The sequence below is a fragment of the Owenweeksia hongkongensis DSM 17368 genome (assembly GCF_000236705.1).
Taxonomy (GTDB): Bacteria; Bacteroidota; Bacteroidia; order Flavobacteriales; family Schleiferiaceae; genus Owenweeksia; species Owenweeksia hongkongensis.
Genome location: NC_016599.1, coordinates 2,634,434 through 2,661,033 on the forward strand (window position 1 = coordinate 2,634,434; position 26,600 = coordinate 2,661,033).

The 26,600-nt window shown below is 41.1% G+C and carries 26 protein-coding genes; 23 read left to right on the forward strand and 3 right to left on the reverse strand.

The genetic code is table 11. The features are described from left to right. Positions 1-3: 3 nt before the first annotated feature. Positions 4-1,257 carry a beta-ketoacyl-ACP synthase II gene (gene fabF / locus OWEHO_RS11640; RefSeq protein ID WP_014202677.1) on the reverse strand — a complete coding sequence of 418 codons (1,254 nt, stop codon included), beginning with the start codon at positions 1,255-1,257 and terminating at the stop codon, positions 4-6. Positions 1,258-1,274: 17 nt separating this feature from the next. Then, entirely contained in the window at positions 1,275-1,511 is a 237-nt protein-coding gene (locus OWEHO_RS11645; RefSeq protein WP_014202678.1) for an acyl carrier protein, read from the reverse strand. 127 nt (positions 1,512-1,638) lie between these two features. Here OWEHO_RS11645 and purN point away from each other — a divergent pair, with 127 nt between their 5' ends. Together purN and rnhA are read left to right on the forward strand one after the other, a co-directional pair. Further along, positions 1,639-2,208, forward strand: a complete 570-nt coding sequence (gene purN / locus OWEHO_RS11650; protein WP_014202679.1) for a phosphoribosylglycinamide formyltransferase — start codon at positions 1,639-1,641, stop codon at positions 2,206-2,208. Beyond that, positions 2,205-2,660, forward strand: coding sequence for a ribonuclease HI (gene rnhA / locus OWEHO_RS11655; protein ID WP_014202680.1), 456 nt, complete (start codon positions 2,205-2,207; stop codon positions 2,658-2,660). Before purN ends, rnhA begins: the two co-directional genes overlap by 4 nt. Positions 2,661-2,706: 46 nt before the next feature. On the opposite strand, the gene OWEHO_RS11660 is transcribed toward rnhA, so the two are convergent. Continuing rightward, positions 2,707-3,570, reverse strand: a complete 864-nt coding sequence (locus OWEHO_RS11660; protein ID WP_014202681.1) for a M23 family metallopeptidase — start codon at positions 3,568-3,570, stop codon at positions 2,707-2,709. Between the two features lie 227 nt (positions 3,571-3,797). Here OWEHO_RS11660 and OWEHO_RS11665 point away from each other — a divergent pair, with 227 nt between their 5' ends. From OWEHO_RS11665 to glmS, 21 genes are all read left to right on the forward strand, one after another. Further along, positions 3,798-5,642 (forward strand): T9SS type A sorting domain-containing protein, encoded by a 1,845-nt coding sequence (locus OWEHO_RS11665; RefSeq protein WP_014202682.1) that lies wholly within the window; start codon positions 3,798-3,800, stop codon positions 5,640-5,642. A 184-nt stretch (positions 5,643-5,826) separates the two neighbouring features. Further along, the gene (locus OWEHO_RS11670) at positions 5,827-6,561 is read left to right on the forward strand and encodes an alpha/beta fold hydrolase (protein ID WP_014202683.1); all 735 of its coding nucleotides are present in this window, start codon (positions 5,827-5,829) and stop codon (positions 6,559-6,561) included. Between the two features lie 63 nt (positions 6,562-6,624). Beyond that, positions 6,625-7,848 (forward strand): permease, encoded by a 1,224-nt coding sequence (locus OWEHO_RS11675; protein WP_014202684.1) that lies wholly within the window; start codon positions 6,625-6,627, stop codon positions 7,846-7,848. Positions 7,849-8,020: 172 nt separating this feature from the next. Continuing rightward, the gene (porW, locus tag OWEHO_RS11680; protein WP_456152320.1) at positions 8,021-10,603 is read left to right on the forward strand and encodes a type IX secretion system periplasmic lipoprotein PorW/SprE; all 2,583 of its coding nucleotides are present in this window, start codon (positions 8,021-8,023) and stop codon (positions 10,601-10,603) included. Between the two features lie 7 nt (positions 10,604-10,610). Further along, positions 10,611-11,033, forward strand: coding sequence for a bactofilin family protein (locus tag OWEHO_RS11685; RefSeq protein ID WP_014202686.1), 423 nt, complete (start codon positions 10,611-10,613; stop codon positions 11,031-11,033). Further along, positions 10,981-11,217, forward strand: coding sequence for an AtpZ/AtpI family protein (locus OWEHO_RS11690; protein ID WP_014202687.1), 237 nt, complete (start codon positions 10,981-10,983; stop codon positions 11,215-11,217). Before OWEHO_RS11685 ends, OWEHO_RS11690 begins: the two co-directional genes overlap by 53 nt. Further along, a complete protein-coding gene (locus OWEHO_RS11695; RefSeq protein WP_014202688.1) occupies positions 11,218-11,622 on the forward strand; it encodes a hypothetical protein in 405 nt (134 codons plus the stop codon). Between the two features lie 99 nt (positions 11,623-11,721). Then, complete coding sequence (gene atpB / locus OWEHO_RS11700) at positions 11,722-12,882, forward strand: F0F1 ATP synthase subunit A (RefSeq protein ID WP_223252686.1); 1,161 nt, start codon at positions 11,722-11,724, stop codon at positions 12,880-12,882. Positions 12,883-12,918: 36 nt separating this feature from the next. Next, entirely contained in the window at positions 12,919-13,116 is a 198-nt protein-coding gene (gene atpE / locus OWEHO_RS11705; RefSeq protein ID WP_014202690.1) for an ATP synthase F0 subunit C, read from the forward strand. A 105-nt stretch (positions 13,117-13,221) separates the two neighbouring features. Continuing rightward, on the forward strand, positions 13,222-13,716 hold the full coding sequence (locus OWEHO_RS11710; RefSeq protein WP_014202691.1) for a F0F1 ATP synthase subunit B: 495 nt from the start codon (positions 13,222-13,224) through the stop codon (positions 13,714-13,716). Between the two features lie 10 nt (positions 13,717-13,726). Continuing rightward, positions 13,727-14,284, forward strand: coding sequence for an ATP synthase F1 subunit delta (gene atpH / locus OWEHO_RS11715; RefSeq protein WP_014202692.1), 558 nt, complete (start codon positions 13,727-13,729; stop codon positions 14,282-14,284). Between the two features lie 26 nt (positions 14,285-14,310). Next, complete coding sequence (gene atpA, locus OWEHO_RS11720) at positions 14,311-15,885, forward strand: F0F1 ATP synthase subunit alpha (RefSeq protein WP_014202693.1); 1,575 nt, start codon at positions 14,311-14,313, stop codon at positions 15,883-15,885. Between the two features lie 66 nt (positions 15,886-15,951). Beyond that, entirely contained in the window at positions 15,952-16,815 is an 864-nt protein-coding gene (gene atpG / locus OWEHO_RS11725; protein WP_014202694.1) for an ATP synthase F1 subunit gamma, read from the forward strand. Between the two features lie 135 nt (positions 16,816-16,950). Further along, entirely contained in the window at positions 16,951-17,490 is a 540-nt protein-coding gene (locus OWEHO_RS11730; RefSeq protein WP_014202695.1) for a heme NO-binding domain-containing protein, read from the forward strand. Between the two features lie 6 nt (positions 17,491-17,496). After that, a complete protein-coding gene (locus OWEHO_RS11735; RefSeq protein WP_014202696.1) occupies positions 17,497-20,001 on the forward strand; it encodes a PAS domain-containing hybrid sensor histidine kinase/response regulator in 2,505 nt (834 codons plus the stop codon). Beyond that, positions 19,994-20,668, forward strand: coding sequence for a LytR/AlgR family response regulator transcription factor (locus OWEHO_RS11740; protein WP_014202697.1), 675 nt, complete (start codon positions 19,994-19,996; stop codon positions 20,666-20,668). Before OWEHO_RS11735 ends, OWEHO_RS11740 begins: the two co-directional genes overlap by 8 nt. A gap of 89 nt (positions 20,669-20,757) precedes the next feature. Beyond that, positions 20,758-21,129: a response regulator transcription factor gene (locus tag OWEHO_RS11745; protein WP_041627584.1), complete on the forward strand. Its 372-nt coding sequence runs from the start codon at positions 20,758-20,760 to the stop codon at positions 21,127-21,129. After that, on the forward strand, positions 21,126-22,013 hold the full coding sequence (locus OWEHO_RS11750) for a YaiO family outer membrane beta-barrel protein (RefSeq protein WP_014202699.1): 888 nt from the start codon (positions 21,126-21,128) through the stop codon (positions 22,011-22,013). Before OWEHO_RS11745 ends, OWEHO_RS11750 begins: the two co-directional genes overlap by 4 nt. A 2-nt stretch (positions 22,014-22,015) precedes the next feature. After that, positions 22,016-23,200, forward strand: coding sequence for a HEAT repeat domain-containing protein (locus OWEHO_RS11755; RefSeq protein ID WP_014202700.1), 1,185 nt, complete (start codon positions 22,016-22,018; stop codon positions 23,198-23,200). Continuing rightward, the gene (locus tag OWEHO_RS11760) at positions 23,197-24,633 is read left to right on the forward strand and encodes a glycosyltransferase family 2 protein (protein ID WP_014202701.1); all 1,437 of its coding nucleotides are present in this window, start codon (positions 23,197-23,199) and stop codon (positions 24,631-24,633) included. The genes OWEHO_RS11755 and OWEHO_RS11760 overlap by 4 nt, the downstream gene beginning before the upstream one ends. A 101-nt stretch (positions 24,634-24,734) precedes the next feature. Beyond that, positions 24,735-26,576: a glutamine--fructose-6-phosphate transaminase (isomerizing) gene (gene glmS / locus OWEHO_RS11765; protein ID WP_014202702.1), complete on the forward strand. Its 1,842-nt coding sequence runs from the start codon at positions 24,735-24,737 to the stop codon at positions 26,574-26,576. The last annotated feature ends 24 nt before the right edge of the window (positions 26,577-26,600 follow it).

Sequence of the window (26,600 nt, forward strand, 5' to 3'; positions counted from 1 at the left end):
GTACTAGATGTGCTTCTTTACGATAACTGATGCGTTGTGTCCACCAAAACCAAAGGTGTTGCTTAGAGCAACATTTACCTCACGTTCCTGTGCTTTTCCGAAAGTCAAATTGAGTTTCGAATCAATGTTAGGATCGTCAGTAACGTGATTGATAGTAGGAGGAACAATATTTTCTTTGACAGCCATTATACAAGCAATTGCCTCTAGAGCACCTGCTGCACCAAGTAAATGACCAGTCATAGATTTTGTAGAACTTATATTGAGATCATAGGCATCATCACCAAAAATGGCTTTAATGGCTTTTAGTTCTGCAACATCACCAAGAGGGGTAGAAGTGCCGTGTACGTTAATGTACCCAATTTCCTGAGCTTTGATACCGGCATCTTTTAGTGCATTCTCCATTACCGCTTTAGCGCCCAACCCTTCGGGGTGAGGAGCGGTGATATGGTGAGCATCAGCAGAAAGGCCTGCGCCAATTACTTCAGCCAAAATGTTTGCACCTCTTTTCTTAGCGCTTTCGTATTCTTCTAAAATTATACATGCACCGCCCTCGCCCAGTACAAAGCCATCTCTATCCTTATCAAAAGGACGGCTGGCCGTTTCGGGGCTATCGTTGCGTGTACTCAAGGCATGCATGGCATTAAAGCCACCCATCCCTGCCTCTGTAATCGCAGCCTCGCTACCTCCGGTTACGCAAGCATCCATCATCCCTAAACGAATGTAGTTGAAAGCGTCAATCATAGCATTGGTAGATGATGCACAGGCCGAAACTGTAGTAAAGTTTGGTCCGCGCAAACCATATTTTATAGAAATATGACCACCAGCGATATCCGCAATCATCTTAGGGATAAAGAAAGGATTAAATCGAGGAGTGCCGTCACCCTTTCCGAAGGCGATACTTTCTTGCTGAAATGTATCTAACCCTCCAATTCCAGAACCCCAGATCACACCTACACGATCAGGATCAAAACTTGGATGCTCAATAAGGCCACTATTTTTTAGCGCCTCATCAGCCACTGCAATTGCAAAGTGAGAGAAACGATCCATTTTACGGGCTTCTTTTCTATCAAAATACTCAGCAGCGTCAAAGTTTTTTACCTCGCAGGCAAATTGGGTTTTGAATTTGGAAGCATCGAAAAGGGTAATAGGAGCCGCCCCGCTTTTACCATTTAGCATATTCTGCCAAGTTTCCTCAGCAGTGTTGCCAATTGGCGAAATGGCTCCTACACCCGTTACTACAACCCTTTTCAATTCCATCTAATTGAATTAGAATTTTATTTTTTGGCTTCTTCGATGTACGATACTGCTTGTCCTACAGTAGCGATGTTTTCAGCCTGATCGTCTGGAATTTGAATGTCGAATTCTTTTTCGAATTCCATGATAAGCTCAACTGTATCCAATGAGTCCGCACCTAGATCGTTAGTGAAACTTGCTTCGGTGGTTACTTCATTTTCGTCTACACCCAGTTTATCAACGATTATTGCTTTTACTTTTGAAGCGATTTCTGACATGGTCGATTTTGTTTTGTAATTATTAGGCTGCAAAGAAAGTAAATTTATCAAAAATGAAACAATAACTTACTTTAGCCGTCTGACATTACAAGGATTAATAAAAAACCAGAATTGAACTTTTGTTAAAATGAAGAGAATTGCAGTGTTTGCCTCGGGCAACGGCACTAATACTGAGGGTATTGTAAATTATTTTGAAGACAGCGACTTGGCTCGAGTATTCGTTGTTTTTTGCAATCGCAAGAATGCAGGTGTAGTAGATCGTGCTCGATTATTGGGTGTTCGTTGCATTGTTTTTAGCAAAGAAGGACTTCAAAATGGCGAAGTTTTGGCAAAACTCAAGGAATACAAAATCGACATGATTGTTTTGGCAGGTTTCCTTCTCAAAGTTCCTTCTGACATCATCCAACAATTTCCTGATAGGATAATAAACCTACACCCAGCACTGCTGCCTGACTATGGTGGTGACGGAATGTACGGGATGCATGTGCACGAAGCGGTGGTAGAAAATGAAGAAGAAGAAACCGGAATCACCATTCATTATGTAAATGATGATTATGATGAAGGAGAAATCATTTTTCAGGAAACTGTGGAGGTAGACTATGAGGACACTCCAGAAGACGTTCAATATAAAGTACAACAGCTAGAGCATAAGCATTACCCTGAGGTAATAGAATATGTGATAAAGGATTTGGATTGAGAGTAAACATCTATACTGATGGAGGTGCTAGCGGAAACCCAGGGCCGGGTGGTTTTGGGGTGGTAATGGAAACCGCTAAAAAGCGTAAAGAAATCTCCGAAGGCTTCAGAAATACAACAAATAATAGAATGGAGCTGCTGGCCACAATTGTGGCTATGCAGGCTCTAAAGCGTGCTGATATTGAAGTGCATATTTACTCAGATAGTAAATATGTAGTGGATGCTGTAAACAAAGGTTGGCTTTTTAATTGGGAAAAGAAGGGTTTTAAAGACAAGAAGAACCCTGATTTATGGCAAAAGTTTTTGGTGCAATACCGAAAATTTAAACCTACCCTCCATTGGATAAAGGGACATAATAATCATCCGCAAAATGAGCGCTGTGATTTTTTGGCTGTAAATGCCTACAAAGAAGGCGTGCTGCAGGTGGATGAAGGGTTTGAGAATAGTTTGTAGCTTTTAGTCCACAGTCCAAAGATGTCTTCTGACTACGGACTTCGGTCTAAAAAGAAATATAATCTTCCGGATTTACTGGGTGACCATCATACCAAAGCTCAAAATGTAAGTGTGGACCGGTAGTTAGTTCACCTGAATTACCAATAATGGCAATAGGTTCGCCAGCATTTACATTTTCGCCCTGTTGCTTTAGCAAGGATGAGTTGTGCTTATAAGCCGATATAAAATTACCCCGATGCTGAATTATTAGGGTGTAACCCGTTTCGGAAGTCCACTCTGAGAAAATAACAATACCCTCTTGGCAGGCTTTTACTACCTCATTCTTTTTAGCCACAATGTCCACCCCCAAGTGATTTTCCTTTGGATTAAAATCATTGGTAACAAGCCCTTTTACCGGGGTGAAAAAAGAAATATTCTTTAGTGCCACTTCTCCTCTGTTTCCAGAGTTGATGTTAAACTGCTCTTCTTCCTCTACCATGAGTCTAAGCAAGCTATCTTCTTTGCTTATAGACTTATTTATTTCAGCCTGTACTATGCTGTCGCTCATAGCTGTGTCTGCAAAGTTGATGGTGGGTTTTCCTTCTACAATGTTTTTAATGTTCAATAGGTAGCGCTGATTATAGGTAAGCTGTCGCTCCAATGAATCCGTGGTTAGCGAAAGCTCAAAAGCCTTTCTGCGCAAAGCAGTGCTTGAATACCCTGGAATGTATTCCCGCAAAGGGGTAAAAGAAATAAGCAATGTGGTGGCCGTAATCAAAAAGATAAATAGAAAACCTGCGAGCACAAACACATTGAGGCGGCTTAGCTTTAGCGAAAGCTTCTCTTCAAAAGTATCGTCATTAAGAATTACCAAGCGGTACTTATTGCGAAGCTTCTTGCTAATCTTTCTTTGGTTTTTCTCTTTTGCCATAAAGCGCAAATATCGCAAACCTTGCGAAAAAGGGGAAGCAGGGGGTGAAAAGTTAAACGTTAAAAGGACTATTTGCGATTTTTGATTTCGGATTTACGATTGATTAGAAAAGAGATTTTTGATTTTGGGCTAAGAGTTTAAACGTTTTGAGCTTTGTTTAGGGTTTAGATTTTCGGGTTTATTATTTCTACTTATTTTAACCCACGCTAACAGCTTAAAAACTAACAATGAAAAAATTTCTCCTCCTCACACTGGCTATCTCATGCCAGTTATTATTTGCTCAAAATATTATTTATGTAAACCATGCCGCCACTGGTGCTAATGATGGTAGCTCATGGGCCAACGCTTATGCTGACCTGCAAGATGCCTTGGAGGCTGCTCAGGCCGGAGACGATATTTGGGTGGCTCAGGGTACCTATTACCCTTCTAAGGATATAAACTATGATGCCAATGTAGATACCAAACAAATGAGTTTTGCTATGATAGATAGCGTGGGTATTTATGGTGGCTTTGCGGGCACCGAAACTATTAGGCAACAAAGAGATTGGCGATTAAACCTCACCAAACTTTCGGGTGACCTAGGGGTGATAGGTGATAAAACGGATAATAGCCGACATGTAATTTATAACGATTGGGCGTTGAGTAATCAATCTGTTTTAGACGGCTTTACAATTAGGGATGGGTATGCGATGACGGTAGTAGTCAGCACAGATGATAGGCTAGGAGGTGGTATTTTGAATACAGATTATAGTATAAGTGCCATTTTTAGAAACCTTAAAATTACCAGATGCTCTGCATATAATGGAGGTGGAGCAATATTTACTGTGGAGGATAATAGAAGCACATTTTATAATTGCCAAATCATTAATAATTATGGCGCGTTTGTAGGCGGTGCTGGAATTGTGTGCGTTGGTGATGATACGTTTATTAACTGTGTAATTGGGTCTAATACTGTGAATTCAAATAGTCCTGTTACCGGAGCTGATTTAGCAGACGTTTTAGTCAATTATGGAACTGTTCGATTTATAGGGTGCACTTTTGCCAATTGCTCTAGCAACCGTGCGATTGCGAGTGCAAACAAGGCAGTCGTTTTTCTTGTTAATTCAATTATTTCAGATTCTATATTGATTAGGGAGGAAGCTTTTCCATCAAATATTTCTAGCGTGTATGTTTCAAACTCGTTAGTACGTTATTCAGGAGGAAGTTCTAATTGGGCACATGACGCCACCGATTTAGGTGGAAATATTGACACCAACGCCTATTTCGTTGGGGCAGGGAGTTTTGCTGTACAATCCATTTCACCAGCTATCAATGCAGGTCTCAATGATTCCATTCCCATGGATATTCATGATTTGGATGATGACGGTATAACCAATGAGTTATTGCCATTGGATGTGAACGGCACAATGCGCATAGCAGATGGTCAAGTAGATTTGGGCGCTTACGAATACATTCCTGCCTGGGCGGACACTACCTTTCAAACAATCTGTAATGGAGACTCTATAATTTTTGACAGCAGCTATTATGCTGAGGGTGGAGTTTACAAACAAAGCTATGCTCCGGATTCGGCCAAATATTTTTCTTTAAGCATTGACACACCAAATACTGATGTTCAAGCTTGGTTTGGCGGAATATTGGAGGCTAAGGCGGATTCCGTTTCATATCGGTGGGTAGATTGCAATGATTCCACAATAAACTTTGGGGTTACTGATAAAATATTCTACCCATCACAACCTGGAAGCTACGCGGTGATTATCATTACTCCCAACGGATGTGTGGATACCTCGGCTTGCTTTCAGGTGAGTAATATTAGCTTGCCTGAAAATGCCCTTGATAAAGAAATATCGATTTATCCGAATCCTAGTAAAGATGTGCTTCATGTAGTTCTTCCCAAAAAAATGGTGAGCAAAAACACAGGGCTAAACGTGCTTGATGTAAATGGCAAAATCATTTTGCAAAAGCAGTTGGACACCTCACGGGATAGGGAAATAACGCTTGATGTGAAGCACTTTTCTAAAGGCATTTACTTTTTGAAAATTGAGGATAGAGTGCTGAGGTTTGTGAAGCAGTGATTTAGGATTGTGGTTCACGATTTTTGCTTTACGATTGACAAATGCTTGAAGGCACGGTTTAGTACTGGAACTGTTCAGCCATTTTATATTTTGTTTCGAGTTTAGTATTTCGGCTTTGTTCTAACGAAGCAATCATTTTCAGCTGATCTTTGTTACTTAGGCTATTCAGCAAAGATTAATCTCCATGATTTTCCGCATTTTTCTGTTTGTTATTTCCTTCTTGCCATTACTTGGAGTAGCTCAGGGTGTGGGTCACAGAAAGCGTGTTTATCTTATTCCCGGTCAAGGTTCTGATTATCGAATTTTTAAGAATCTAAAACTAGACTCTATAAAATATGAAATGTGCTATGTAAACTGGGAAATTCCTGAAGAGGGTGAAACTATGAGTGGGTTTGCACGTCAACTGGCCGCCCAAATTGATACATCAAAATCATTTTACCTAGTTGGTGTTTCCCTTGGAGGGATGATAGCTGTGGAGATGAGTAAGTTTTTAAATCCAGAAAAAGTAATTCTTGTGTCGAGTGCAAAATGCAGAGATGAGTTACCCCTTCAATATCGCTTTCAAAAATCGATTCCTGTTTATAAGGCGGTTCCTTCGGCTTGGGTTAAGCAATTATCATTTGTAGCACAACCTATTTTTGAGCCAGATAGAAGGTTAGAAAAAGAAACCTGCAATGCCATGCTGGATTCTAAATCTCCAGTGTTTTTGAAGCGAACGATCAACATGATTACAAATTGGAGTCAGCCAGATTGTCTTCCCGACAATGTTTTTCACATTCATGGAGATAATGACCACACCATTCCTATAAATAATGTGAATTGTGATGTGGTGATTAAAAATGGCTCGCATATGATGATGCTTACACAAACGAGGGCAGTACAAGTGGGCATCGAAATGATACTTGAGGGAACCGATTAAGGGCTAAAGGCTTTGTGAGTTTTTTTCAAACATTAAAGAAAGCTACCGGTTTAAAAAACCGATATGCAGCAATTTTTACAAAAATGGGGAGAAGCCGCCTATACAAGTGCTGGCTTTTTTTGGATGGCACTATGGGCATTTGCTTTAGGCTACCTCATTAGTAGTATGATTCAAGTTTTTGTTACAGAAGAGCGCATGCAAAAAACCATGGGCCAGAAAGAAGGAAAGGGTGTCCTACTAGGTGCTTTTTTTGGGTTTATCAGTAGTTCATGTAGTTTTTCGGCCTTGGCTTCTGCCAAATCACTTTTTCAAAAAGGGGCAAGTTTTGTTTCTTCTATTTCATTTCTGTTAGCCTCTACCAATCTGGTGGTGGAGTTGGGAATCATCATATCCATTTTTTTAGGGTGGCAATTTGTAGTGGGTGAATATGTGGGAGGCGTCCTGCTAATATTAATCAGTTGGCTCTTAATTAGAATTATTAACCCAACTAAATTGATAAAACGGGCCAGAGAAAATTTGAAGTCTGCCGAAGAAGATGAAGAGGCTGAAAAGTCTGATTGGAAGGAGAGCATAAAGAGAGAAAAAAACTGGGCAAAAGTTTCTCGCCAATACGCCATGGAGTGGAAAATGGTATGGAAGGATGTTACGGTGGGCTTTACCATTGCTGGAATAGTTGCGGCTTTTGTTCCTGACTCATTTTTTCAGACATTATTTATAAACTCAGGAAATGGCAACACCGACTTTTCATTTTTTGAGATTCTGGAGCATGTTATTGTTGGGCCGGTTGCGGCCTTTTTAACTTTTATCGGATCTATGGGAAATATTCCTTTGGCGGCACTTTTGTTTGGCAAAGGGGTGAGCTTTGCAGGAGTAATGGCATTTATTTTTAGCGACCTGGTGGTGTTTCCGGTATTGAGAATAAATGCGAAATACTATGGTTGGAAAATGTCATTGTTTATTCTGTTTTTACTTTTTACATCACTTATCGGGACTTCGCTAATGTTGCATTATGGTTTTTCCTTAGCGGGAATATTACCAGATCCCTCTCAGGTTACCATCTCCGATTCCAAATATTTTGAACTGAACTATACATTTTACCTGAACCTTGCCTTTCTCGCTCTTTCTGGATTCCTGATGTGGTTAGGTTTTTCAAAGTTTAAGGGGATGCACTACATGAAGGAAATGGCACCAAAAAGTAAACTGCTGGAGCAAGTTTTAAAGTATCTGGCCTTACTTTGTTATTTGTGGCTGGCAGGAGGATTGGTGGTGTACTTTTTTTATTCTTAAAAAAAGAGATTGCCTAATTGCTGAGCAGGATATTAATACACCTTTGCATCAATTAGCAAAAAATTAAAATAATTTTGCTCTTTTGCAGTTACACAAATTGAATCCTTAAAAGGCGATCGCTCTGAAACCATATAAATTACTAATAGTCCTATTCTTTGGACTGGCTCTTGTATTGGCCGGCTGTAAAAAAACGAAAGACACTTTTACGAGCCGTACTTTTCACCGTATGGTATCCAAGTTTAATCCATTGTATAATGGTCAGCAGGCTATGGTACAGGGCGAGGCCGCACTAAAGCAGGCGCATCGCGATGATTTCAACACTATACTTTCGGTATTTCAGGAGGGTGATAAAGCTGCGGCTTCTAATGTAAAGCCTACAATGGATAAGGCCATTGAAAAAGCGGCCAAGGTCATTCAGGAGCACTCTATGATGATTCGCAATGACCAAAAGAACACTTATGTGGATGATAGTTATCTGCTTTTGGGAAAAGCCAGATACTACAAACGTGAGTATTTGGAGGCACTTGAAACATTTAATTATTGTGTGCAGCAATACCCAGATTCAAAAGATTATGAAGAAGCACGCTATTGGGCGGCACGCACCGAAACACGTTTGGGGAACTTTATCAGTGCTAAGGATAAGTTTGAAAAAATGTATCGAAGTGAGCGACTTCCAAAAAAATTGAAGGGAGATGTTTTTGCGGCTTTTGGCCAATTGGAGATTGATCAAAAACATTACTCTGTGGCTATACAGCTGCTTACCCAGGCGGTGGATAAAACAAAGGACCGGGATAGTGAAATTCGATGGATGTTTATTATCGGTCAGCTGCATTCTGCACTGGGCAATGATTTTGAGGCGAGTGAAATGTTTAAGAAGGTGATCAAAAAAGGCCCTCCTTACGAACTGCTTTTTCAAGCACAGCTAAATCGCGCACGTAATTATGACGTAGATCTACAGGATCCGGAAGTTGTGATGGACGACTTGCGAGCTATGCTGAAGGATGATAAAAATTATGATAATCGTGATCAGATTTATTATGTGATGGCTGAGGTGCAAGCCAAGCTTGATGAAGACGGCTTGGAAGAAGACTATTTAAAAGAATCAGTTCGCAATAGCACCATCAATAATAATCAAAAAGGGATGAGCTATTTGAAGTTGGCCGAAAACAATTTTGATGATAAAATGTACACAGTGGCTTCTGCCTATTACGATAGCTCCTTTACCAACATTGATAAAGAAAACCCACGCTTTGATGAGGTAAAAAGGAAAAAGGAAAGCTTGGGTGAGTTGGTGAAAAACCTGAACATTATTATTACCCAAGACAGCCTACAGATGCTAGCCAATATGGGCGAAAAGCAACGCTTGCGCAAAATAGAAGAGATAGTAGAAAAGGAACAAGAAGCTGCTGAAGAAAAAAGAAGGGAGGACGAAATGCGAAACTCGAATCCTTTTGCACAGGAAGGCTCTATTACAGCAAATAACCAAGGTGCAGTAAAGGGTGGTCAATGGTATTTTTACAATCAAAGCTTGCGATCGGTGGGCGTGCGTGATTTTACAAACCAGTTTGGAAACCGAAAGCTGGAAGATAACTGGCGAAGAAGAGATAAGGAAACGATAAGTGACTTTGACGGAGGCAAAAGTAGCGATGACGATCTTGAAGAAGGAGGCGATGTGACGGCCTCTGCTGAAGAGGAAGCGAACAGTAAAGTGCAGCAGTATTTGGCAAATGTTCCACTTACTGAAGAGGCAATGGCCAAAAGCCATGTGATGATAATAGATGCATTCATAAATGTGGGAGCTATTTATAAGGATAACTTTCAGGATTATCACCAAGCTGAAGTGGAGCTCAAAGAACTCCTAAAACGATACCCGGACTTGGAACTAAAAAGCCGTGTGTGGTATATGCTGTATCGCATAAATGTGCTGGCCGAAGATGAAACGGATGCTCAGTATTATAAGAACTTAATTAAACAGGAGTTTCCCGATTCTGAATATGCTCGCCTAGTGGATGGCTTGGTAGCTGGAGGTGAGCAAGATGCTTCTAAAGCCAAGTTGTATTACATAAAAACCTACAAGTCTTTTAAAGAAAGCGAATACAAAAAGGCGTTAAAGATGTCTGATTCAGGAGCGGTGGCTTTTGGTAATACAGAGCAAGGCCCACAGTTTTTGATGGTAAAAGCATTGAGCCAGGGAAAGGTAGGAAAAACGGAAAGTATGATAGCTACACTTACTGTGGTGAGCAATCAGTATGCAAGTACCGAGCAAGGAAAAGAAGCTGCGCGAATCTTAGCACAAATAGGAAGTGGTAAGGAAGAAGAGGCTAAGGTCAACGAAAAGCCGGGATCCGTGGCTACAGAACAACCTGAAGAAAAGGAAGAAGAGTCACCTTATAAGGTAACCGATAATGAGCAACACAAGTATATTTTGGTAGTGCCCAATACCAAAGGTTTAGTGAGTAATATGACCATAGCTATAGCAGATTTTAATAAGAAGTATTTTAAAAACTCTGGCCTGAAAACAAAGGCGGTGTATTTAAATCCTTCAGAGCAAATGATATTAGTGAGTGGTCTGGCAGATAAGAAGGAAGCGCTTAGTTATGTGGAGAATATAACGCAGCAAAAAGTGGCTAGCAAAGGTTTGGGAGGGGCAGCCGTAAAACATTTTGTAATTTCGAACACTAATTTTCAAACCTTCTACAGCACAAAAGATTTTGAAGGGTACGAGTCATATTATAAGGAGAATTACATAAAGTAAATCACAGATGATTAAGAAAAATAGGGACGTAACAGATGCAAACCAAGCAAGCAATCGGATATTGGCCGGAACCAATATTGAAGGCGAGGTGCATTCAAACGGAGATATTAGAGTAGATGGATCACTAAAAGGAACCATTAGCATTAGCGGAAAATTGGTGATTGGCGAAAACGGATCTGTAGAAGGTGACATTAAGTGTGCTTACGCCACCGTTTCTGGTAAGCTGAAGGGCAAGGTTGAGGTAAGTGAATTGCTATCACTACAAGCCACGGCTATAGTAAATGGAGAGGTGCAAACCAATAAACTATCTGTAGAGCCTGGTGCTGAGTTCAGCGGATCATGTAATATGGGATCGGTAGTAAGAAAGATGAAGAATGATGAATCAGCAGGAAACCGATCAGAAAAATCAAAAGAAGAAGCCTCAGCTTAATTCTTATATAAAATACTCCACTTTGGCATTCCAGATGGGGGGTATAATTGTGGCTGGAGTATTGTTGGGCTCTTGGCTAGACAAGCGCAACGCTAATGAAACACCATGGTTTACCATAGGCATTGGATTGTTTTCAATCTTTGCAGCACTCTATCTCACCCTTCGCGATTTTCTAAAAAAGTAAATGACGGTACTTAAAGCCTTTTTACAGTTTCTCTTAAAGTTGCTGGTTTTTTCGCTGGTGGTTGCGGCATTACATTATTTGGTCGCTACTAATATTTCCATGACTTTTCCTATAAAGGAGGTTTACAAAATGCATGTATTTGTGGTGGCGCTTACCATGCTTGCTTACGCAATGCTCTTGGTGGTGGCAAGGTTGGATGACACCAAGGTGGGGTTCACCTTTGCCGGATTGGTAATTATAAAAATGATCGTAAGCTTTGCTTATCTGTATCCACTACTGGAGCCACCAGTGTATGATGTAAAGGAAGTTGTTTTCAATTTTTTTGCTATTTACCTTGCATTTTTGTTTTTCGAAGTACGCGAGGCCTATATTCTTATCCAAAAGAGCCCCTTCGCAGCTGAGTAGTAAAAGGCAAAAGTTTTCCTTTTTTTTCCACTATTCGTTCAAATATTTATCTCTACATTTGCCCCGATTTTTAAAAAGGCTAAGTTGACACTTTATACAATGAGTAAATATTTAAAACTCAGTTCTTTAGCAGTTTTTATGCTGTTGTTAGGGTTCTCCAGTAACTTGCAAGCGCAAGATAAAAATGAGCACAATCTAGAGGATCGTGCCGCTGAAAAAGTGGATTTAGACCACTCACAGCTGGATGAGCATCATGAAGAAGCTGCGCACGGTGATGAGGAGGGTGAGTTTGATCCTGCTGAAATGATTTTGCATCATATTGGTGACACTCACGGTTTTCATGTATATGGTGAGGGCCATGATGCTGTTTCTGTTGCGTTGCCAGTTATCTTGTGGACAGATAACGGCTTGGTTACTTTCATGTCTTCAGCTTTTCATCATGATATAGAAGGTAGAGAAGTGGTAGAGCGCAATGGAATGCGTTTCGTGAATCTTCATGAACACATCTTTATGCTTGAAGAAGGAGCTACTACTCTAGAGTTAGATGATGAGCACCATCCGGTAAACGCTAGCGCGCCAGTTGACCTTTCTATTACCAAAAATGTATTCACACTTTTAATGTCAGCTGTTTTTCTTTGCTTGATATTTATACCTGTAGGAGGAAAATATAAGAAAGGACATGCGGTGCCAAGTGGACTTGCTTCCTTTATGGAGCCTCTTGTAGTATTTGTACGTGATGAAATCGCAAGACCTAATATTGGTAAGAAATACGAGAAGTATATGGGTTTCCTACTTACTATTTTCTTCCTTATTTGGATAAACAACCTTATCGGGCTTATTCCTTTCTTCCCTTTTAGTGCCAACCTTTCTGGTAACATTGCTTTTACTATGACTTTGGCCGCATTTACACTTATTGTAGTAAATATTAATGGTAGTAAGCATTACTGGAGCCATATCTTTGCACCACCCACCCACTGGGCTTTGTGGCCAATTATGATTCCTATTGAAGTTATTGGAATACTTACCAAGCCTTTCGCATTGATGATTCGTTTGTTTGCAAACATCTCTGCAGGTCACATTATTATTTTGAGTTTGATGTCCTTGATTTTTGTTTTCAAAAATGTGGGAGTAGCAGGAATCTCAGTGCCATTTGCACTATTTATATCAGTATTAGAGCTGTTGGTAGCAGCATTACAGGCCTTTATCTTCACCATGCTTGCAGCCCTATTTATTGGCCAAGCAGTAGAGGAAGGTCATTAAGATTTTTTTTAATGTTTAATTTCAAATCTAAGTAACATGAGTTATGCTGCAATTGGAGCAGGTCTTGCTGTAATCGGTGCCGGATTCGGTATTGGTAAAATCGGTGGGAGTGCTATGGATGCTATTGCCCGTCAGCCTGAAGCTGCTGGTAAAATCCAAACTGCTATGATTATCGCTGCTGCACTTGTTGAGGGTGTTGCCCTTTTTGGTGTAGTAGTAGCCTTCTTGAAGTAATTGAAGAAGACCAAACCGAAGCTCAGTAGCGGTTGGCTGCTAGCTTCGGTTTAATTAAACAAAGAAAACAAGTACTTACATAAAAGAATAAACCAGTTTATTAATATGGAATTAGTAACGCCCGCAATTGGACTGATCGTTTGGACCACTCTTACTTTCCTTATCCTACTTTTCCTTTTAGGGAAATTTGCTTGGAAACCGATCTTGAAAGCGGTAAAAGACCGTGAAACATCTATTTCAGATGCATTAAAATCTGCGGACAAGGCTCGCGAAGAAATGGAGAAATTGAAGTCTGACAATGAGCAGATTCTCCGTGAAGCAAGAGCTGAAAGAGACGGTATTCTAAAAGACGCCCGTGAGATTAGCGAAAAGATGGTAGCTGACGCAAAGGCAAAAGCTACTGCAGAAGGAAATAAAGTTATCGAGCAAGCTCGCGAGCAAATCGAAAACCAAAAAATGGCGGCTATTGTTGATTTGAAGAATCAGGTAGCTAAAATGTCAATCGACATTGCTGAAAAAATTATCCGCAAGGAACTTTCTGATAAAGCAAACCAGGAAGCTCTTGTTGGGGAGCAATTGCAAGATTTCAAATTAAACTAAGGCGCACCTGATGATAGTAACCGCATTAAATCGCAGATACGCAAAGTCTCTTCTTGATCTTTCTATCGAGCAAAATAAGCTTGAGGAAAGCATGAAGGATATGGACTATGTAATGAAGGTTATTGCTTCTTCAAGAGATTTGCGTGTATTGTTGAAGAGCCCAATTGTAAATGCTGATAAAAAGGAAGCGATTCTTGTCAACTTGTTTCAAGGACAGATAAGCGACCTTACCTTCAAGTTTATCAACATCATTTTGAGCAAAGGGCGTGAGTCTCAGCTTGAAGGTATTGCACACGGCTTTTTGAACCTTTACCGCAAAAATAAAGGTATAGAAGAGGCTGTAGTAACAAGTGCAGTAGAATTGAGCGAAGCTCAACGAAATGATATCCGCGAAAAGCTGAAAGGCATAACCGGAAACTCTATAGAAATTACAGAGATGATAGATCCATCAATTATTGGTGGTGTTAAAATCAGAGTTGGAGACAAGCAATATAACGGTAGCATCGCGTACCAGCTTGACCAGCTTAAGAGACAATTTGAGTCTAACCAGTATATAGCAGATTTTTAAATAACCATTCATAAAGGTTAATCGAGATGGCAGATGTAAACCCAGCTGAAGTATCAGCAATTTTAAGACAACAACTTGCAGGATTCAAATCTGAATCTGAGCTAGAAGAAGTAGGAACTGTATTGCAAGTAGGTGACGGTATTGCCCGCGCCTATGGTTTGGGCAAAGCTCAAGCCGGTGAATTGGTTGAATTTGAAAGTGGACTAAGAGGAATCGTACTTAACCTTGAAGAAGATAACGTAGGTATCGTACTATTAGGCCCAGCAGATAATATCAAAGAGGGTAGCACTGTAAAACGCACCAACCGTATCGCATCACTAAAAGTAGGTGAAGGTATGCTAGGTCGTGTGGTAGACACTCTTGGTAACCCTATTGATGGTAAAGGACCAATCCAAGGCGAAACTTTTGAAATGCCACTTGAGCGTAAAGCTCCTGGTGTTATCTATCGTCAGCCGGTAACTGAGCCACTTCAAACGGGTATCAAAGCGATTGACTCTATGATTCCTGTAGGAAGAGGTCAGCGTGAGTTGATTATTGGTGACCGTCAGACTGGTAAGTCTACCGTGGCGATTGATACCATCATCAACCAAAAAGAATTTTACGATAAGGGAGAGCCTGTATTCTGTATCTATGTGGCTATTGGCCAAAAAGGATCTACAGTGGCAGGTATTGCTAAAACCCTTGAAGATAAAGGAGCAATGGCTTACACTGTAATTGTAGCTTCAAATGCTGCTGATCCTGCACCAATGCAGTTTTACGCACCATTTGCCGGAGCTGCTATCGGTGAGTATTTCCGTGATACAGGTCGTCCTGCTTTGATCGTATTTGATGACTTGTCTAAGCAAGCTGTTGCATACCGTGAGGTATCTCTACTATTGAGACGTCCTCCAGGTCGTGAGGCTTACCCTGGTGATGTATTTTACCTACACAGCCGCTTATTGGAGCGTGCCGCTAAGGTGATCAATGATGATGAAATCGCATCTCAGATGAACGATCTTCCAGAGTCATTGAAGGGTAAAGTAAAAGGTGGTGGTTCACTTACCGCTCTTCCAATTATCGAAACTCAGGCGGGTGATGTATCAGCATATATTCCTACCAACGTAATTTCGATTACTGACGGACAGATCTTCTTGGAATCTGACTTGTTCCTATCAGGTGTGCGTCCTGCAATTAACGTAGGTATTTCTGTATCACGTGTAGGAGGTAACGCTCAGATTAAGTCGATGAAGAAAGTATCGGGTACCCTTAAGCTTGACCAAGCTCAGTACCGCGAACTAGAAGCATTTGCTAAGTTTGGTTCTGACCTTGATGCTGCCACTATGGGAGTAATCAACAAAGGAAAGCGTAACGTGGAAATCCTTAAGCAAGGTGTAAACAGCCCTGTGTCTGTAGAAAAGCAAATTGCTATCATTTATGCAGGTACCAAGGGATTGCTTAACAATGTTCCTGTAGAAAAAGTGAAAGCTTTTGAAACTGAGTATATCAGCTTTTTGGAAAACAAGCACCAAGACATTTTGGATACTTTGAGAGCTGGAAAACTTACCGATGAAGTTACTGATGTATTGACGAAAGTAGCTAAGGAATTATCAGCGAATTACTAGTTTTCAATTAGCATAAAAGCAGTGGGCAATTTGCAAACTGCAAACTGAAAAATTGCAATCTGAAAGATGGCGAACTTAAAGGAATTAAGAAATAGAATTACCTCGGTATCATCTACCATGCAGATTACCTCTGCTATGAAGATGGTATCTGCTGCAAAGCTAAAGCGCGCGCAGGATGCTATTACCGAGATGCGTCCTTATGCCCAAAAGCTTGAAGAGATATTGGTAAACGTAAGTGCCACTCTTGACGCTAGCGAAGGGGAGTATGCTCGCAAGGCTGATAATGTGCAAAAAGTGCTTTTGGTAGCTATATCTTCTAACCGTGGATTGGCCGGAGCATTTAATGCCAACATCATGAAGGCTGTGTCTAACGAGGTGAGCGCAAACTCTAATGTAGAATACACTGTTTTTTCCATTGGTAAAAAAGTGTTTGAAGCTGCAGGTAGAAGAGGGCTTAACCAGATTGGAGAGCGCAATAGCATTTATGATGATCTTACTTTTGAAAATGTAAGTGAGATTGCTGAAATGCTAATGGAGAAATTCCGCAAAGGAGAGTACGATAGAATTGAATTGGTGTATAACCAGTTTAAGAATGCAGCTGTACAGCGCGTACAAGTAGAGCAGTTTTTGCCGGTACGCGAAGTAGAAGGTGGCAACAGTACTTCACAAACGGATTACATCTATGAGCCTTCAAAAGAAGAAATTCTTGAAGACCTTATTCCTAAGTCATTAAAGACACAACTTTTCAAAGCTTTGCTTGATAGCAATGCTTCTGAGCACGGGGCACGTATGACGGCTATGCACAAAGCAACCGACAACGCTTCTGACCTTAGAAAGCAATTGAAACTGTCGTACAACCAAGCGCGTCAGGCAGCTATTACCAACGAAATCCTAGAGATTGTGGGTGGTGCTGAGGCATTGAACGGATAGAATATAGTAGTGGGTACTGGGTAATTGGTATCTGGTATTAAGAATTAAGAAACCCTGATTGGTGAAAGCTGGTCAGGGTTTTTTGTTTGGAAGAATCTCAATTTTAAATCATCTTTACAAAAATCATGAAAACAAATGAAAGGCATTGTATTTACTGAGTTTCTGCAAATGGTTGAGGACGCTCACGACTATGAGTTGGTGGATCAAATCATAAACGATGTGGACCCGGAATCAGAGGGTGTGTATACCGCGGTGGGTACCTATAGCCATACTGAGATAGTCGCGTTAGTAGTGGCTTATGCTCAGCGATCTGAGCAAGAGGTTGGTGAAGTACTTAGAAAGTTTGGGCATCATCTTCTTATGGTTTTTCACAAGTCCTATCCAGAATTTTTTGAACCCAACCCAACGGCTTTCGATCTCTTTAGCTCAATAGATAATTATATCCATATTGAGGTTGCTAAGCTTTACCCTGATGCGGAGTTGCCTAGGTTTGAAATCAATAAAAAGACTTCTGGAGAAATGGTGATGACGTATACTTCTGAAAGAAAAATGTCGGATTTAGCATTGGGACTTATTGAAAAAACCCTCGAGCATTATAAAGAGGATGCTAATATCCAACGCGATTTTTTGAATGAAGACGGTAGCTTAGTGAGATTTACAATCACTGCACAATAATCACCTATGTCTGATCTACTTGAAAGGCGGCTACAGCGAGAGATAAAAGCTAGAAAACAGGCTGAGACAATTTTGGAGCAAAAAGCTCTTGAGCTTTACCAGAGCAATCTTAAGTTGCAAAAGCTTAATGAACATTTGGAGGCTACCGTTGCTGAGCGCACTAAAGAATTACAGGAAAGTGAAGCTCGTTTTAAAACACTGGTAGAGTCTGCAGGTGATATTATTTACAATGCTTCGCCCTCAGGTAAGTTTACCTATGCCAACCCGGTTACCGAACGCTTGCTTGGCTACACCACCGATGAAATTTTACAAATGCATTATTTGGATCTTGTTCGGGAAGACATGCGAGAGGAAGTGCAGCGCTATTATGGAGAAGCTGTAAAGAGCATGCGAAAGGCCACATATTATGAGTTTCCGGTAGTAACCAAGGATGGTGAGGTACGCTGGCTTGGCCAGACTGCCCAAATTGACTTTAAAGGTAAAGACCCGGTTATGATTACGGCTGTAGCCCGGGATATAAGCGCCTTAAAACAAGTGCAAGAAGCTTTGGAAGCAAGTGAGAACAAATACCGGGGGATCATTCAAAACATGGAGCTGGGATTGGTAGAGGTAGATCAGCAAGGCAAAGTCATATTTGCTAATAGCTGGTTTTGCGAAATGACGGGTTACTCCGTAGAAGAACTAAAACAGTCCGACCTTGAAAAACTTTTGCTCACAGCGGAAGGTGTGGAAAAGATGCGAAATAGAAATGAAAAGCGTAAAGATGGTGAAGCCGAAGTGTATGAAATACAACTAAGGCGAAAGGACGAAAGACTAATATGGGTAACCATTAGCGGAGCACCATTTTATAACCCATCGGGAAAAATGATCGGATCAGTTGGGATACATCTTGATATAACAAATCAAAAAAAGCTTCAGAATGACCTTCTAAGAGCAAAAGAGGTGGCCGAGAAAGCAAGGCAAGCCGAGAAAGAGTTTTTAGCGCATATGAGCCATGAAATACGCACACCGCTCAATGCGGTGGTGGGTATGGCTAATCTTTTAGGTACAACTCAGCTTAATGCCGACCAAAGGGAGTATGTAAACGATATTCAGTATGCCGGTGATATTCTGCATGGATTGATTAGTGAGGTGCTAGATATTTCTAAAATCGAATCTGGTGAAGTGGAAATGGTGCCCAGTGAACTCAATGTAAATGACGTATTATCTATGGTCTGTAAAACGATGGAACACAGGGCCAAAGAGAGGTTTAATACTATCAATTATAAGGTAGATAAAAGTGTGCCTGTAAATATTTTGGCAGATCGAAATTTTGTCAATCAGATTTTGCTGAATCTGATTGGTAATGCCGTTAAGTTTACTGAGAATGGCTCAATAAACGTAGATGTAAGCTATAGGCCAAATAAAGAAGACAAGGGAAGCTTAATAGTAAGTGTAGCAGATACGGGGATAGGTATCGAACAGGCTAAACTTCAGAAGATTTTTGAGCCCTATAAACAAGAGAAAGACAACTTTACTCAATCCAAACATGGCGGTACGGGCCTTGGTTTAAGTATTGTAAAGCAATTAGTAAAGATTCATGGCGGAAGCATTGATGTATTTAGCAAAAAAGGTAAAGGATCAAGTTTTACTTTTAGTCTTAGCATAGGGATGGCCAAAGGTGAATTTCGAGATTGGAACGATCAGGAGAAAAGTGAAGAAAACTATGCCGAATTAGAGGGCAAACAAATATTGGTAGCAGAGGATAGCTATTTGAATCAAAAGTATATTAAGGGCTTGTTAAAGCAATGGGGAGTAGAGTGTCAGTTTGCGTCTGACGGGCAGCAAGCCATAGCAGAAGCTAAAAAAACAAAATACGATATCATCTTAATGGATATGCAAATGCCTTTAATAAATGGATATGAAGCAACCCAAGAGATTAGAAATAATCAGAAAAACCCCAATTGCAGGACTCCAATTTTAGCGCTCACAGCCTCAGCCTTATTGGACGAAAAAGAGAAAGCTCTGGGGGTAGGGATGGATGGTCATTTAACTAAACCATTTACACCTGATCAATTATTAAATTATTTGATCTTACACTTAGGTAAATCGAAACGTGGCCTTTCTATGGAAGCCCAAGAGGTTATTTTTTCCACTTTATCATTACCGGATGGAATTGACGCCAATGCTCTGAGTGACTTCTATGGAAAGGATATAGAGTATGCGCTAAACATGATTGGGATCTTTTTAAGGTTGCTGGATAAGCAGTACAAAGTAGCTGTGGAATTATTAAAAGAAAATGACCTTCATGGCCTGAAAAGCTGGTTTCACAAACAATCGCCTGGTTTAAAAATGCTTGGAATAGTGGACCTTTCTAATAAGTATAGCCAGATAGAGCTAAAAATTAAAGCAGGAAGTATTACTAAAGAGGAACAAAAAGAAATACCGAAATTGGTGCACGAATTTGCACAGCAAGAGGAGAAGCTAAAACAACTGAAACAAATACTCTTAAACTATACTGAGAATGATTAAAGCACTTATTGTAGATGACGAAGAAATGGCGCGCGAATCGCTGAGTTATCTCATTGAAAAAGTGGATAATATTGAAGTGGTTGAATCTTTTGAATCGGCCATTGATGCTAAAAAGTATTTAGAGAAAAACCAGGTAGATGTCATCTTTTTGGATGTAGAAATGCCCGACTTCAGTGGAATGGAGTTTTTAGCTTCTATGGATACTCTGCCTAATATAATTTTGACCACCAACAACCCAGACTATGCCGTACAGGCTTTTGAGTACGAAGTGCTCGATTTTATTCCAAAGCCAGTAAGCTACGGTCGTTTAGCAAAAGCAGTAGAACGACTGGATAACACAGTGGAAAAACGTGATGACTTCTTTGTCCGATCAGAAGGCCGATATGTTCGTGTGCCATTTGAAAGCCTTATGTATGTAGAGACGATGGACGACTATCTAAAGCTCCATCTGGAGGATAAAAGCAAGTGTATTGTACATAGTACGCTTACCAAAATGGAAGAAAAGCTACCTGCTGCTCAGTTTCAAAAAGTACACCGTTCATACATCGTAAACCTGAGCAAAATTGTGGATATAGAAGAAACAACAATTGTTGTGGGGCAGTCCGTTATTCCTGTGAGTAGGGCTTTCCGGCCAGTGCTCAAAGAACGCCTAAATCTGGGTGGCTAAGCCAAACTCCGAAGAATAGCTTCCAAACTCCGAAAACTCCCCATTTACACCATCGGCAAAAGTGATTTTTGGTATCAAATTACGATGCCATGAAAGTATTAATCGCAGAAGATCACCCATTATTGCTACAAAGTGTGTGCTGGAAAGTACAGAAGGAAGGCTTTGAAGTGCAAGGTGTGGTTGATGGTCAGCAAGCCAAAGATTTCTTTATTTCTTACCAGCCCGATATAGTAATAACGGATTTTATGATGCCGTTTGTTACCGGACCGGAATTCATTCACTTTATTCGCCATGAGCAAAATAGTAATGTGCCTATTATGGTGCTTTCGCAAATGGGGCTTGAAGAGGAGAAGGTTCGTTGTTTTGATCTTGGAGCAGACGATTACCTGACAAAACCTTTTTTGCCGGGAGAGCTTATAGCGCGTCTTAACAGGTTCAAAAGAATGAGGCTGGCGGTATGAAGTACCTATTGAACATATCGATTTTGGTGCTTGCTTCATTGGCACTTCAGGCACAAAGTAATTTTGAGGCTTTCCGTTTTATGGAAAGTCATTCTTTGCATCAGGCCAAGCTTGCTATTTCTCAGCTCGAAGATGACAGCCTGAAAGCTATAAGCAAAAAGCAACTGAAACTATGGGCCGTAGAAAACCTGCAAAATGAAGTGATGTTTAAGCACACCCATTCCCTTGTAGATAATAGCGCACCCTGGACAGAAACTCGCCTTGGCGTAAAGCTGAAAAATGGAGACCACACCAGTGTGGTTAGTGTAGCTCAGGCGCAGCGCTTTCAGCAGTCCGGAAATCAATTGGACTTGGATCACTATTGGGAAGCCAGTAACAGCTTTTACTTTAATGGCAATTTCAATCTTGGTAGCAACAACCTTTTCCCTGTATGGGGAGCCGGAGCAGGCATATATTTTACAGGTATAAAGAAGACGGAACTTGGCCTTGGTTATCGTTATTCAAAGTTTTCAAACACCGCGGTACAAATGCGTATTGCATCGCTTACCTATTATCCTAAAGGGATGTACATCAACGTAAAGTACTTTAATGTAAAATCCGGAAATGGCATAAGTCACGCTGTGATGGGCGAAGCCAGAAGTTATTTGCACAATGGTTTTGGTTACCTTTTGCTGCGCGTGGCAGCAGGCACTGAAGTAGACAGATTAGCTAATGCAGCAGGAGCGCTTACCTCAAACAGCATAGGCGCAGGGATAAATTATAGACTTTCACCAAGGTGGAGTGCTGAGCTTACACTTTCTGCCGAGCAGCAAGCCATAAGTGAGAATCTTTCAAGAAATTTAACTACTCTGAATTTGAGTTTAAATTATCATTTTGCAAAGTAGAAATGAGCGCTGGGATCACATATAGTCCTTTGCTGCAGGTAAGTGGCCTGGAGCGTACCGCCCACAGGATGGGCGATATGCGCGATGAAAATATTACAAATCTTGTGCAAGAAGAAACGCTGGTAATGTGGATTACCGGCATCGTAACCTTACTTTTCACGCTGGCGTTTCTTTTCTTTTTCTTCACCATTTATAGCCGAAACCGTAAAAACAAAAGGGAGGCTCGCGCTGAAGAGCTTCAAAAGAAATACTACAATTTTTTATCAGAATTGGTGAGTGGCGAAAGCAGCGGTGGAATGCTCAGCATGCTTTCAGGAGATGGTGAAACTACCCTCACACTTTCTGAAGCGGACATAAAAAATGAGTTTAATAGGGCGGTGCTCAAAACCAACCTGATGGATTTACATCGCCTGCTGGCCGGGCCTGAAAAAGGTAAACTCAGAGAAGTGTACTTAATGCTGGGTTTTGCGGTAAGCGCCCTGAAACAACTCGGAAGCAAAAACCCTTTCAAAAAAAGAGATGCCGTTGACGAGCTTGCTCAGATGGACATTCGCGATGCGTATGACTCTATTTTTGAATTGATAAATGACAAATCAGAGATCGTGCGAGATGCGGCAATTCAGGCTCGTGCAGAGTTGGATGCCAACCCGCTTACAATGCTCAAGGAATTAGAGTTTTCATTTTCACCGTGGCAACAAAGCAAAGTTTTTAAGCAAGTTACCGTTCACTCTCAAATTTCGCATGACAGTCTTCAATACTGGCTTTCTACCGAACGAGAAGATATTTCCAGCTTTTTGCTAAAGTTGATTTCACACTTTCATTGGGATGATTCTATTCCTGAGCTTTTACAATACTTACAAAGCGGGAAGCAGAGTCTGCGCATGAAGGTAATTGAAGTGCTTGGGGCATTTCCTTCGCAGCGCGTAAAGGATTGTTTGCTGGATGCTCTTGACAAAACAGAGGGCGAAGAAAACATCATGATAGTGCTAAAGGCATTGAGCGCCATGCTTACCAGCGAAGATCAAAACTGGCTGATAGACCTGATGCAAACGGCAGAAAAGCGCGTGACAATGTTGGTGGCACACATGCTTCAGCAATCTGTGGATGTACGAGCCATTCCAGTGGCGGATGAAAACAGAAAGCAATGGATACAGCACGCAATTAACCTTAAAACTGCTAAGCTATGATTTGGGATATAGTAGATTTTCTGGTTGACTTTTTTGAGTTTGGTGTTTTCTTTTATTGCACAGGCATTTTGGTTTCTTACTGGGTTATTTCAGTTGTATCGTACCACGTGGTAAGAGCTTATATTAAGGAAACGGAGAAGGAGCGATTTGATGAGCTTATGGGGTCACCATTTTTGCCTTCCATTTCCATCATTGCTCCTGCGTATAATGAATCGGTAACTATAGTGGATAATATCCGTAGTCTTTTGTCTCTGCACTACGGCAAGCTTGAGGTAATTGTGGTAAACGATGGGTCTAAAGACGATACCCTTCAGAGGGCCATTGATGCCTATGATTTAGAAAAAGTGGATTGGTTTTATGACATGCAGGTAGATACCAAAAATGTTCGTGGTGTTTATAAATCCAAAAATCCTTCATTCTCTAAACTGATAGTAGTAGACAAGGAAAATGGTGGAAAAGCAGATGCCATAAATGTGGGAATAAATGTAAGTAGCTCTACCTATTTTGCTTGTATTGATGTGGACTGCATAATTGAGCAGGATGCATTCTTAAAAATGGTACGGCCGATAATGCGAAACACTAAAGAGCGCATTGTAGCCGTAGGCGGTATTGTATGGCTTACCAATGATTCTATTGTAAAGCAGGGAAAATTGATCGACCTGAAAATGCCGAAAAAGTTTGTTCCCCGTATGCAGGTGTTAGAATATTTCAGGGCATTTTTATTGGGACGTACCGCCTGGAGTAAGTTCAACGGCTTACTGCTTATCTCGGGTGCTTTCGGGATTTTTGATAGAGAAATAGTGCTCGAAGCCGGTGGGTATGATCACAAAACGGTGGGCGAGGATATGGAGCTAGTGATGCGTATGCACGCTTTGATGCGCGAAAAGAAACGCCCATATCGGGTGAGCTATATTCCTGAGCCTTTGTGCTGGACAGAAGCTCCTGCTGATTACAAGATACTCGGAAGGCAAAGAAACCGCTGGACCCGTGGAACCATTGAGTGCTTGCTATTTCACAAAAAAATGTTCCTCAACAGAAAATATGGAGTGCTTGGTTTGCTAAGCTACCCGTATTGGTTGTTGGCTGAGTGGCTGGCTCCCTTTGTTGAGTTTTTGGGTTTAATATTCTTTTTTATCATGGCGCTATTCGGTTTAGCCAACTGGGAATTTTTTTTCTACATGGTTTTACTGGTGTATTCTATGGCCATTTCGATTAGTGCCTTTGCCATTTTTACACAAGAGCGTACTTACAGCAGTTACAAGCGTATTGGCGACCTTATGATGATTTTCTATACCGCTATGATAGAGGCAGTGGTGTATCACCCACGCACCGTGCTTTGGTCCCTTAGAGGAAACCGTGATTTTGCCACTGGTAGCAACAAAGGCTGGGGCGAAATGACCCGTGCAGGTTTTGCCAAAAAACCGGACGCCTAACCAAACTCCGAAGCCTCGCTTCCAAACTCCGAAAACCTCCCTCATAAGCCTTCCAGCTGAAGTTCATTTGTACCATAATTAATCATCAAAAACGAAAAGTTATGTGTGGAATAGTTGGATACTTAGGACCTAAAGCTGCTTACCCAATTTTGGTAAACGGACTTAAAAGATTGGAATACCGTGGATATGACAGTGCCGGAATCGCACTGCTTAGCGGTGATGAAATGAACATCTATAAAGCAAAAGGCAAGGTGAGTGACCTTGAAGCCGTTTGCGAAGAAAAAGATAAAAATGGAGCTATTGGAATTGGTCATACCCGCTGGGCAACCCACGGAGAGCCAAATCAAATAAATGCTCACCCTCATACTACAAGCCATGGAAACCTTGCCATGGTGCACAATGGAATCATTGAAAATTATGCAACCTTAAAAGCCGAGTTGATCGCTCGTGGTCACAGTTTTAAAAGTGAAACCGATAGCGAAGTATTGCTTCACCTTATTGAAGAAATTCAGTTGGCAGGTGAGTATCAGTTGGAGGATGCAGTGCGCTTGGCTTTGAAAAAGGTAGTAGGCGCGTATGCCATCGTGGTAATGGCGGTGAATGATCCAGAAAAGCTGGTAGCTGCAAGGAAAAGTAGCCCTTTAGCTATTGGAGTGGCAGATGATAGTTTTTTTATAGGAAGTGATGTTTCTCCCTTTGCCGAGCATACTCAAAGAGTTATCTATTTAAACGATTTTGAAATCGCTACAATAAGAGTGAATGGGAGCTTGACTATAAAAACAGTAGAGGATGAGGTAGTTGATCCATTTATTCAGGAGCTGGATATCAACCTTGAAAATCTAGAAAAGGGAGATTTTGACCACTTCATGCTAAAGGAAATTTATGAGCAACCAGCAGCCATACAAAATTGTCTTCGCGGGAGATTGAATGTGGAGGATTTAAATCTGGATCTGAGAGCGGTTCGCGAAAACCTGGACACTTTTAAAAACGCAAGCCGTATTATCATAGTAAGCTGCGGAACATCATGGCATGCCGGATTGGTAGCCGAGTATTGGATTGAAGCAATGGCTGGCATTCCTGTGGAAGTGGAATACGCTTCTGAGTTTCGCTACCGTCAGCCGGTAATAAAACCTACGGATGTAGTAATTGCCATTTCACAATCGGGTGAAACTGCCGATACCCTGGCTGCGATGGAACTAGCAAAGAGCAAAGGCGCATTTATCTTCAGCATTTGTAATGTAGTAGGATCATCAATTTCGCGTGAAGCGCATGCCGGAATGTACACTCATGCCGGCCCGGAAATTGGCGTGGCTTCTACCAAAGCTTTCACCACGCAGCTTATTTGTCTGTACATGCTTTCGCTGGAGTTGGCTCGTGCCAATAATGAAATGGAAGACTTTACCTATTGGAATAACCTTAGTGAGTTGGCGGTGCTTGATAAAGCCATCGAGCAGGTGCTTAGCCTTAATGATGAGGTGAAGGAATTGGCTCGCGATTATACGGAGAGTACCAACTTTATGTATCTCGGTCGTGGTTACAATTTCCCAATTGCCCTGGAGGGAGCCTTGAAGCTAAAAGAAATCAGTTACATACATGCCGAAGGCTATCCTGCTGCAGAAATGAAGCATGGCCCTATCGCTTTGATTGACGAGAATATGCCATGTATGGTATTGGCAAACTGCGGGGCTGGTCGTGATAAGATCATCAGCAATATGCAGGAAATCCGCGCCAGAAAGGGTGAGGTGATTGCCATTGCCTTTGAAGGTGATACAGAAATTGCTGAAAGCGCTTCACATGTGCTGTATATCCCAAAAACAAATGAAATGCTGAGCACTATTGTGGCCAACACCATTCTTCAGCTTTTGGCTTACCACATTTCTGTACTGAAGGGTTGTGATGTGGATCAGCCACGCAATTTAGCCAAATCAGTAACTGTAGAATAATTAATCCATAAACCTTAAAAATTA

Excerpts from the sequence above, each read along its gene's own strand:
- atpB (WP_223252686.1), top strand. The coding sequence starts at position 11,722 with ATGAGTAAATATTTAAAACTCAGTTCTTTAGCAGTTTTTATGCTGTTG.
- OWEHO_RS11735 (WP_014202696.1), top strand. The coding sequence starts at position 17,497 with ATGTCTGATCTACTTGAAAGGCGGCTACAGCGAGAGATAAAAGCTAGA.
- OWEHO_RS11690 (WP_014202687.1), top strand. The coding sequence starts at position 10,981 with ATGAATCAGCAGGAAACCGATCAGAAAAATCAAAAGAAGAAGCCTCAG.
- glmS (WP_014202702.1), top strand. The coding sequence starts at position 24,735 with ATGTGTGGAATAGTTGGATACTTAGGACCTAAAGCTGCTTACCCAATT.
- purN (WP_014202679.1), top strand. The coding sequence starts at position 1,639 with ATGAAGAGAATTGCAGTGTTTGCCTCGGGCAACGGCACTAATACTGAG.
- OWEHO_RS11710 (WP_014202691.1), top strand. The coding sequence starts at position 13,222 with ATGGAATTAGTAACGCCCGCAATTGGACTGATCGTTTGGACCACTCTT.
- OWEHO_RS11660 (WP_014202681.1), bottom strand. The coding sequence starts at position 3,570 with ATGGCAAAAGAGAAAAACCAAAGAAAGATTAGCAAGAAGCTTCGCAAT.
- atpE (WP_014202690.1), top strand. The coding sequence starts at position 12,919 with ATGAGTTATGCTGCAATTGGAGCAGGTCTTGCTGTAATCGGTGCCGGA.
- OWEHO_RS11745 (WP_041627584.1), top strand. The coding sequence starts at position 20,758 with ATGAAAGTATTAATCGCAGAAGATCACCCATTATTGCTACAAAGTGTG.
- OWEHO_RS11685 (WP_014202686.1), top strand. The coding sequence starts at position 10,611 with ATGATTAAGAAAAATAGGGACGTAACAGATGCAAACCAAGCAAGCAAT.
- OWEHO_RS11675 (WP_014202684.1), top strand. The coding sequence starts at position 6,625 with ATGCAGCAATTTTTACAAAAATGGGGAGAAGCCGCCTATACAAGTGCT.
- OWEHO_RS11760 (WP_014202701.1), top strand. The coding sequence starts at position 23,197 with ATGATTTGGGATATAGTAGATTTTCTGGTTGACTTTTTTGAGTTTGGT.
- atpG (WP_014202694.1), top strand. The coding sequence starts at position 15,952 with ATGGCGAACTTAAAGGAATTAAGAAATAGAATTACCTCGGTATCATCT.
- atpH (WP_014202692.1), top strand. The coding sequence starts at position 13,727 with ATGATAGTAACCGCATTAAATCGCAGATACGCAAAGTCTCTTCTTGAT.
- OWEHO_RS11670 (WP_014202683.1), top strand. The coding sequence starts at position 5,827 with ATGATTTTCCGCATTTTTCTGTTTGTTATTTCCTTCTTGCCATTACTT.
- OWEHO_RS11730 (WP_014202695.1), top strand. The coding sequence starts at position 16,951 with ATGAAAGGCATTGTATTTACTGAGTTTCTGCAAATGGTTGAGGACGCT.
- OWEHO_RS11645 (WP_014202678.1), bottom strand. The coding sequence starts at position 1,511 with ATGTCAGAAATCGCTTCAAAAGTAAAAGCAATAATCGTTGATAAACTG.
- OWEHO_RS11750 (WP_014202699.1), top strand. The coding sequence starts at position 21,126 with ATGAAGTACCTATTGAACATATCGATTTTGGTGCTTGCTTCATTGGCA.
- OWEHO_RS11695 (WP_014202688.1), top strand. The coding sequence starts at position 11,218 with ATGACGGTACTTAAAGCCTTTTTACAGTTTCTCTTAAAGTTGCTGGTT.
- fabF (WP_014202677.1), bottom strand. The coding sequence starts at position 1,257 with ATGGAATTGAAAAGGGTTGTAGTAACGGGTGTAGGAGCCATTTCGCCA.
- OWEHO_RS11740 (WP_014202697.1), top strand. The coding sequence starts at position 19,994 with ATGATTAAAGCACTTATTGTAGATGACGAAGAAATGGCGCGCGAATCG.
- atpA (WP_014202693.1), top strand. The coding sequence starts at position 14,311 with ATGGCAGATGTAAACCCAGCTGAAGTATCAGCAATTTTAAGACAACAA.
- OWEHO_RS11755 (WP_014202700.1), top strand. The coding sequence starts at position 22,016 with ATGAGCGCTGGGATCACATATAGTCCTTTGCTGCAGGTAAGTGGCCTG.
- OWEHO_RS11665 (WP_014202682.1), top strand. The coding sequence starts at position 3,798 with ATGAAAAAATTTCTCCTCCTCACACTGGCTATCTCATGCCAGTTATTA.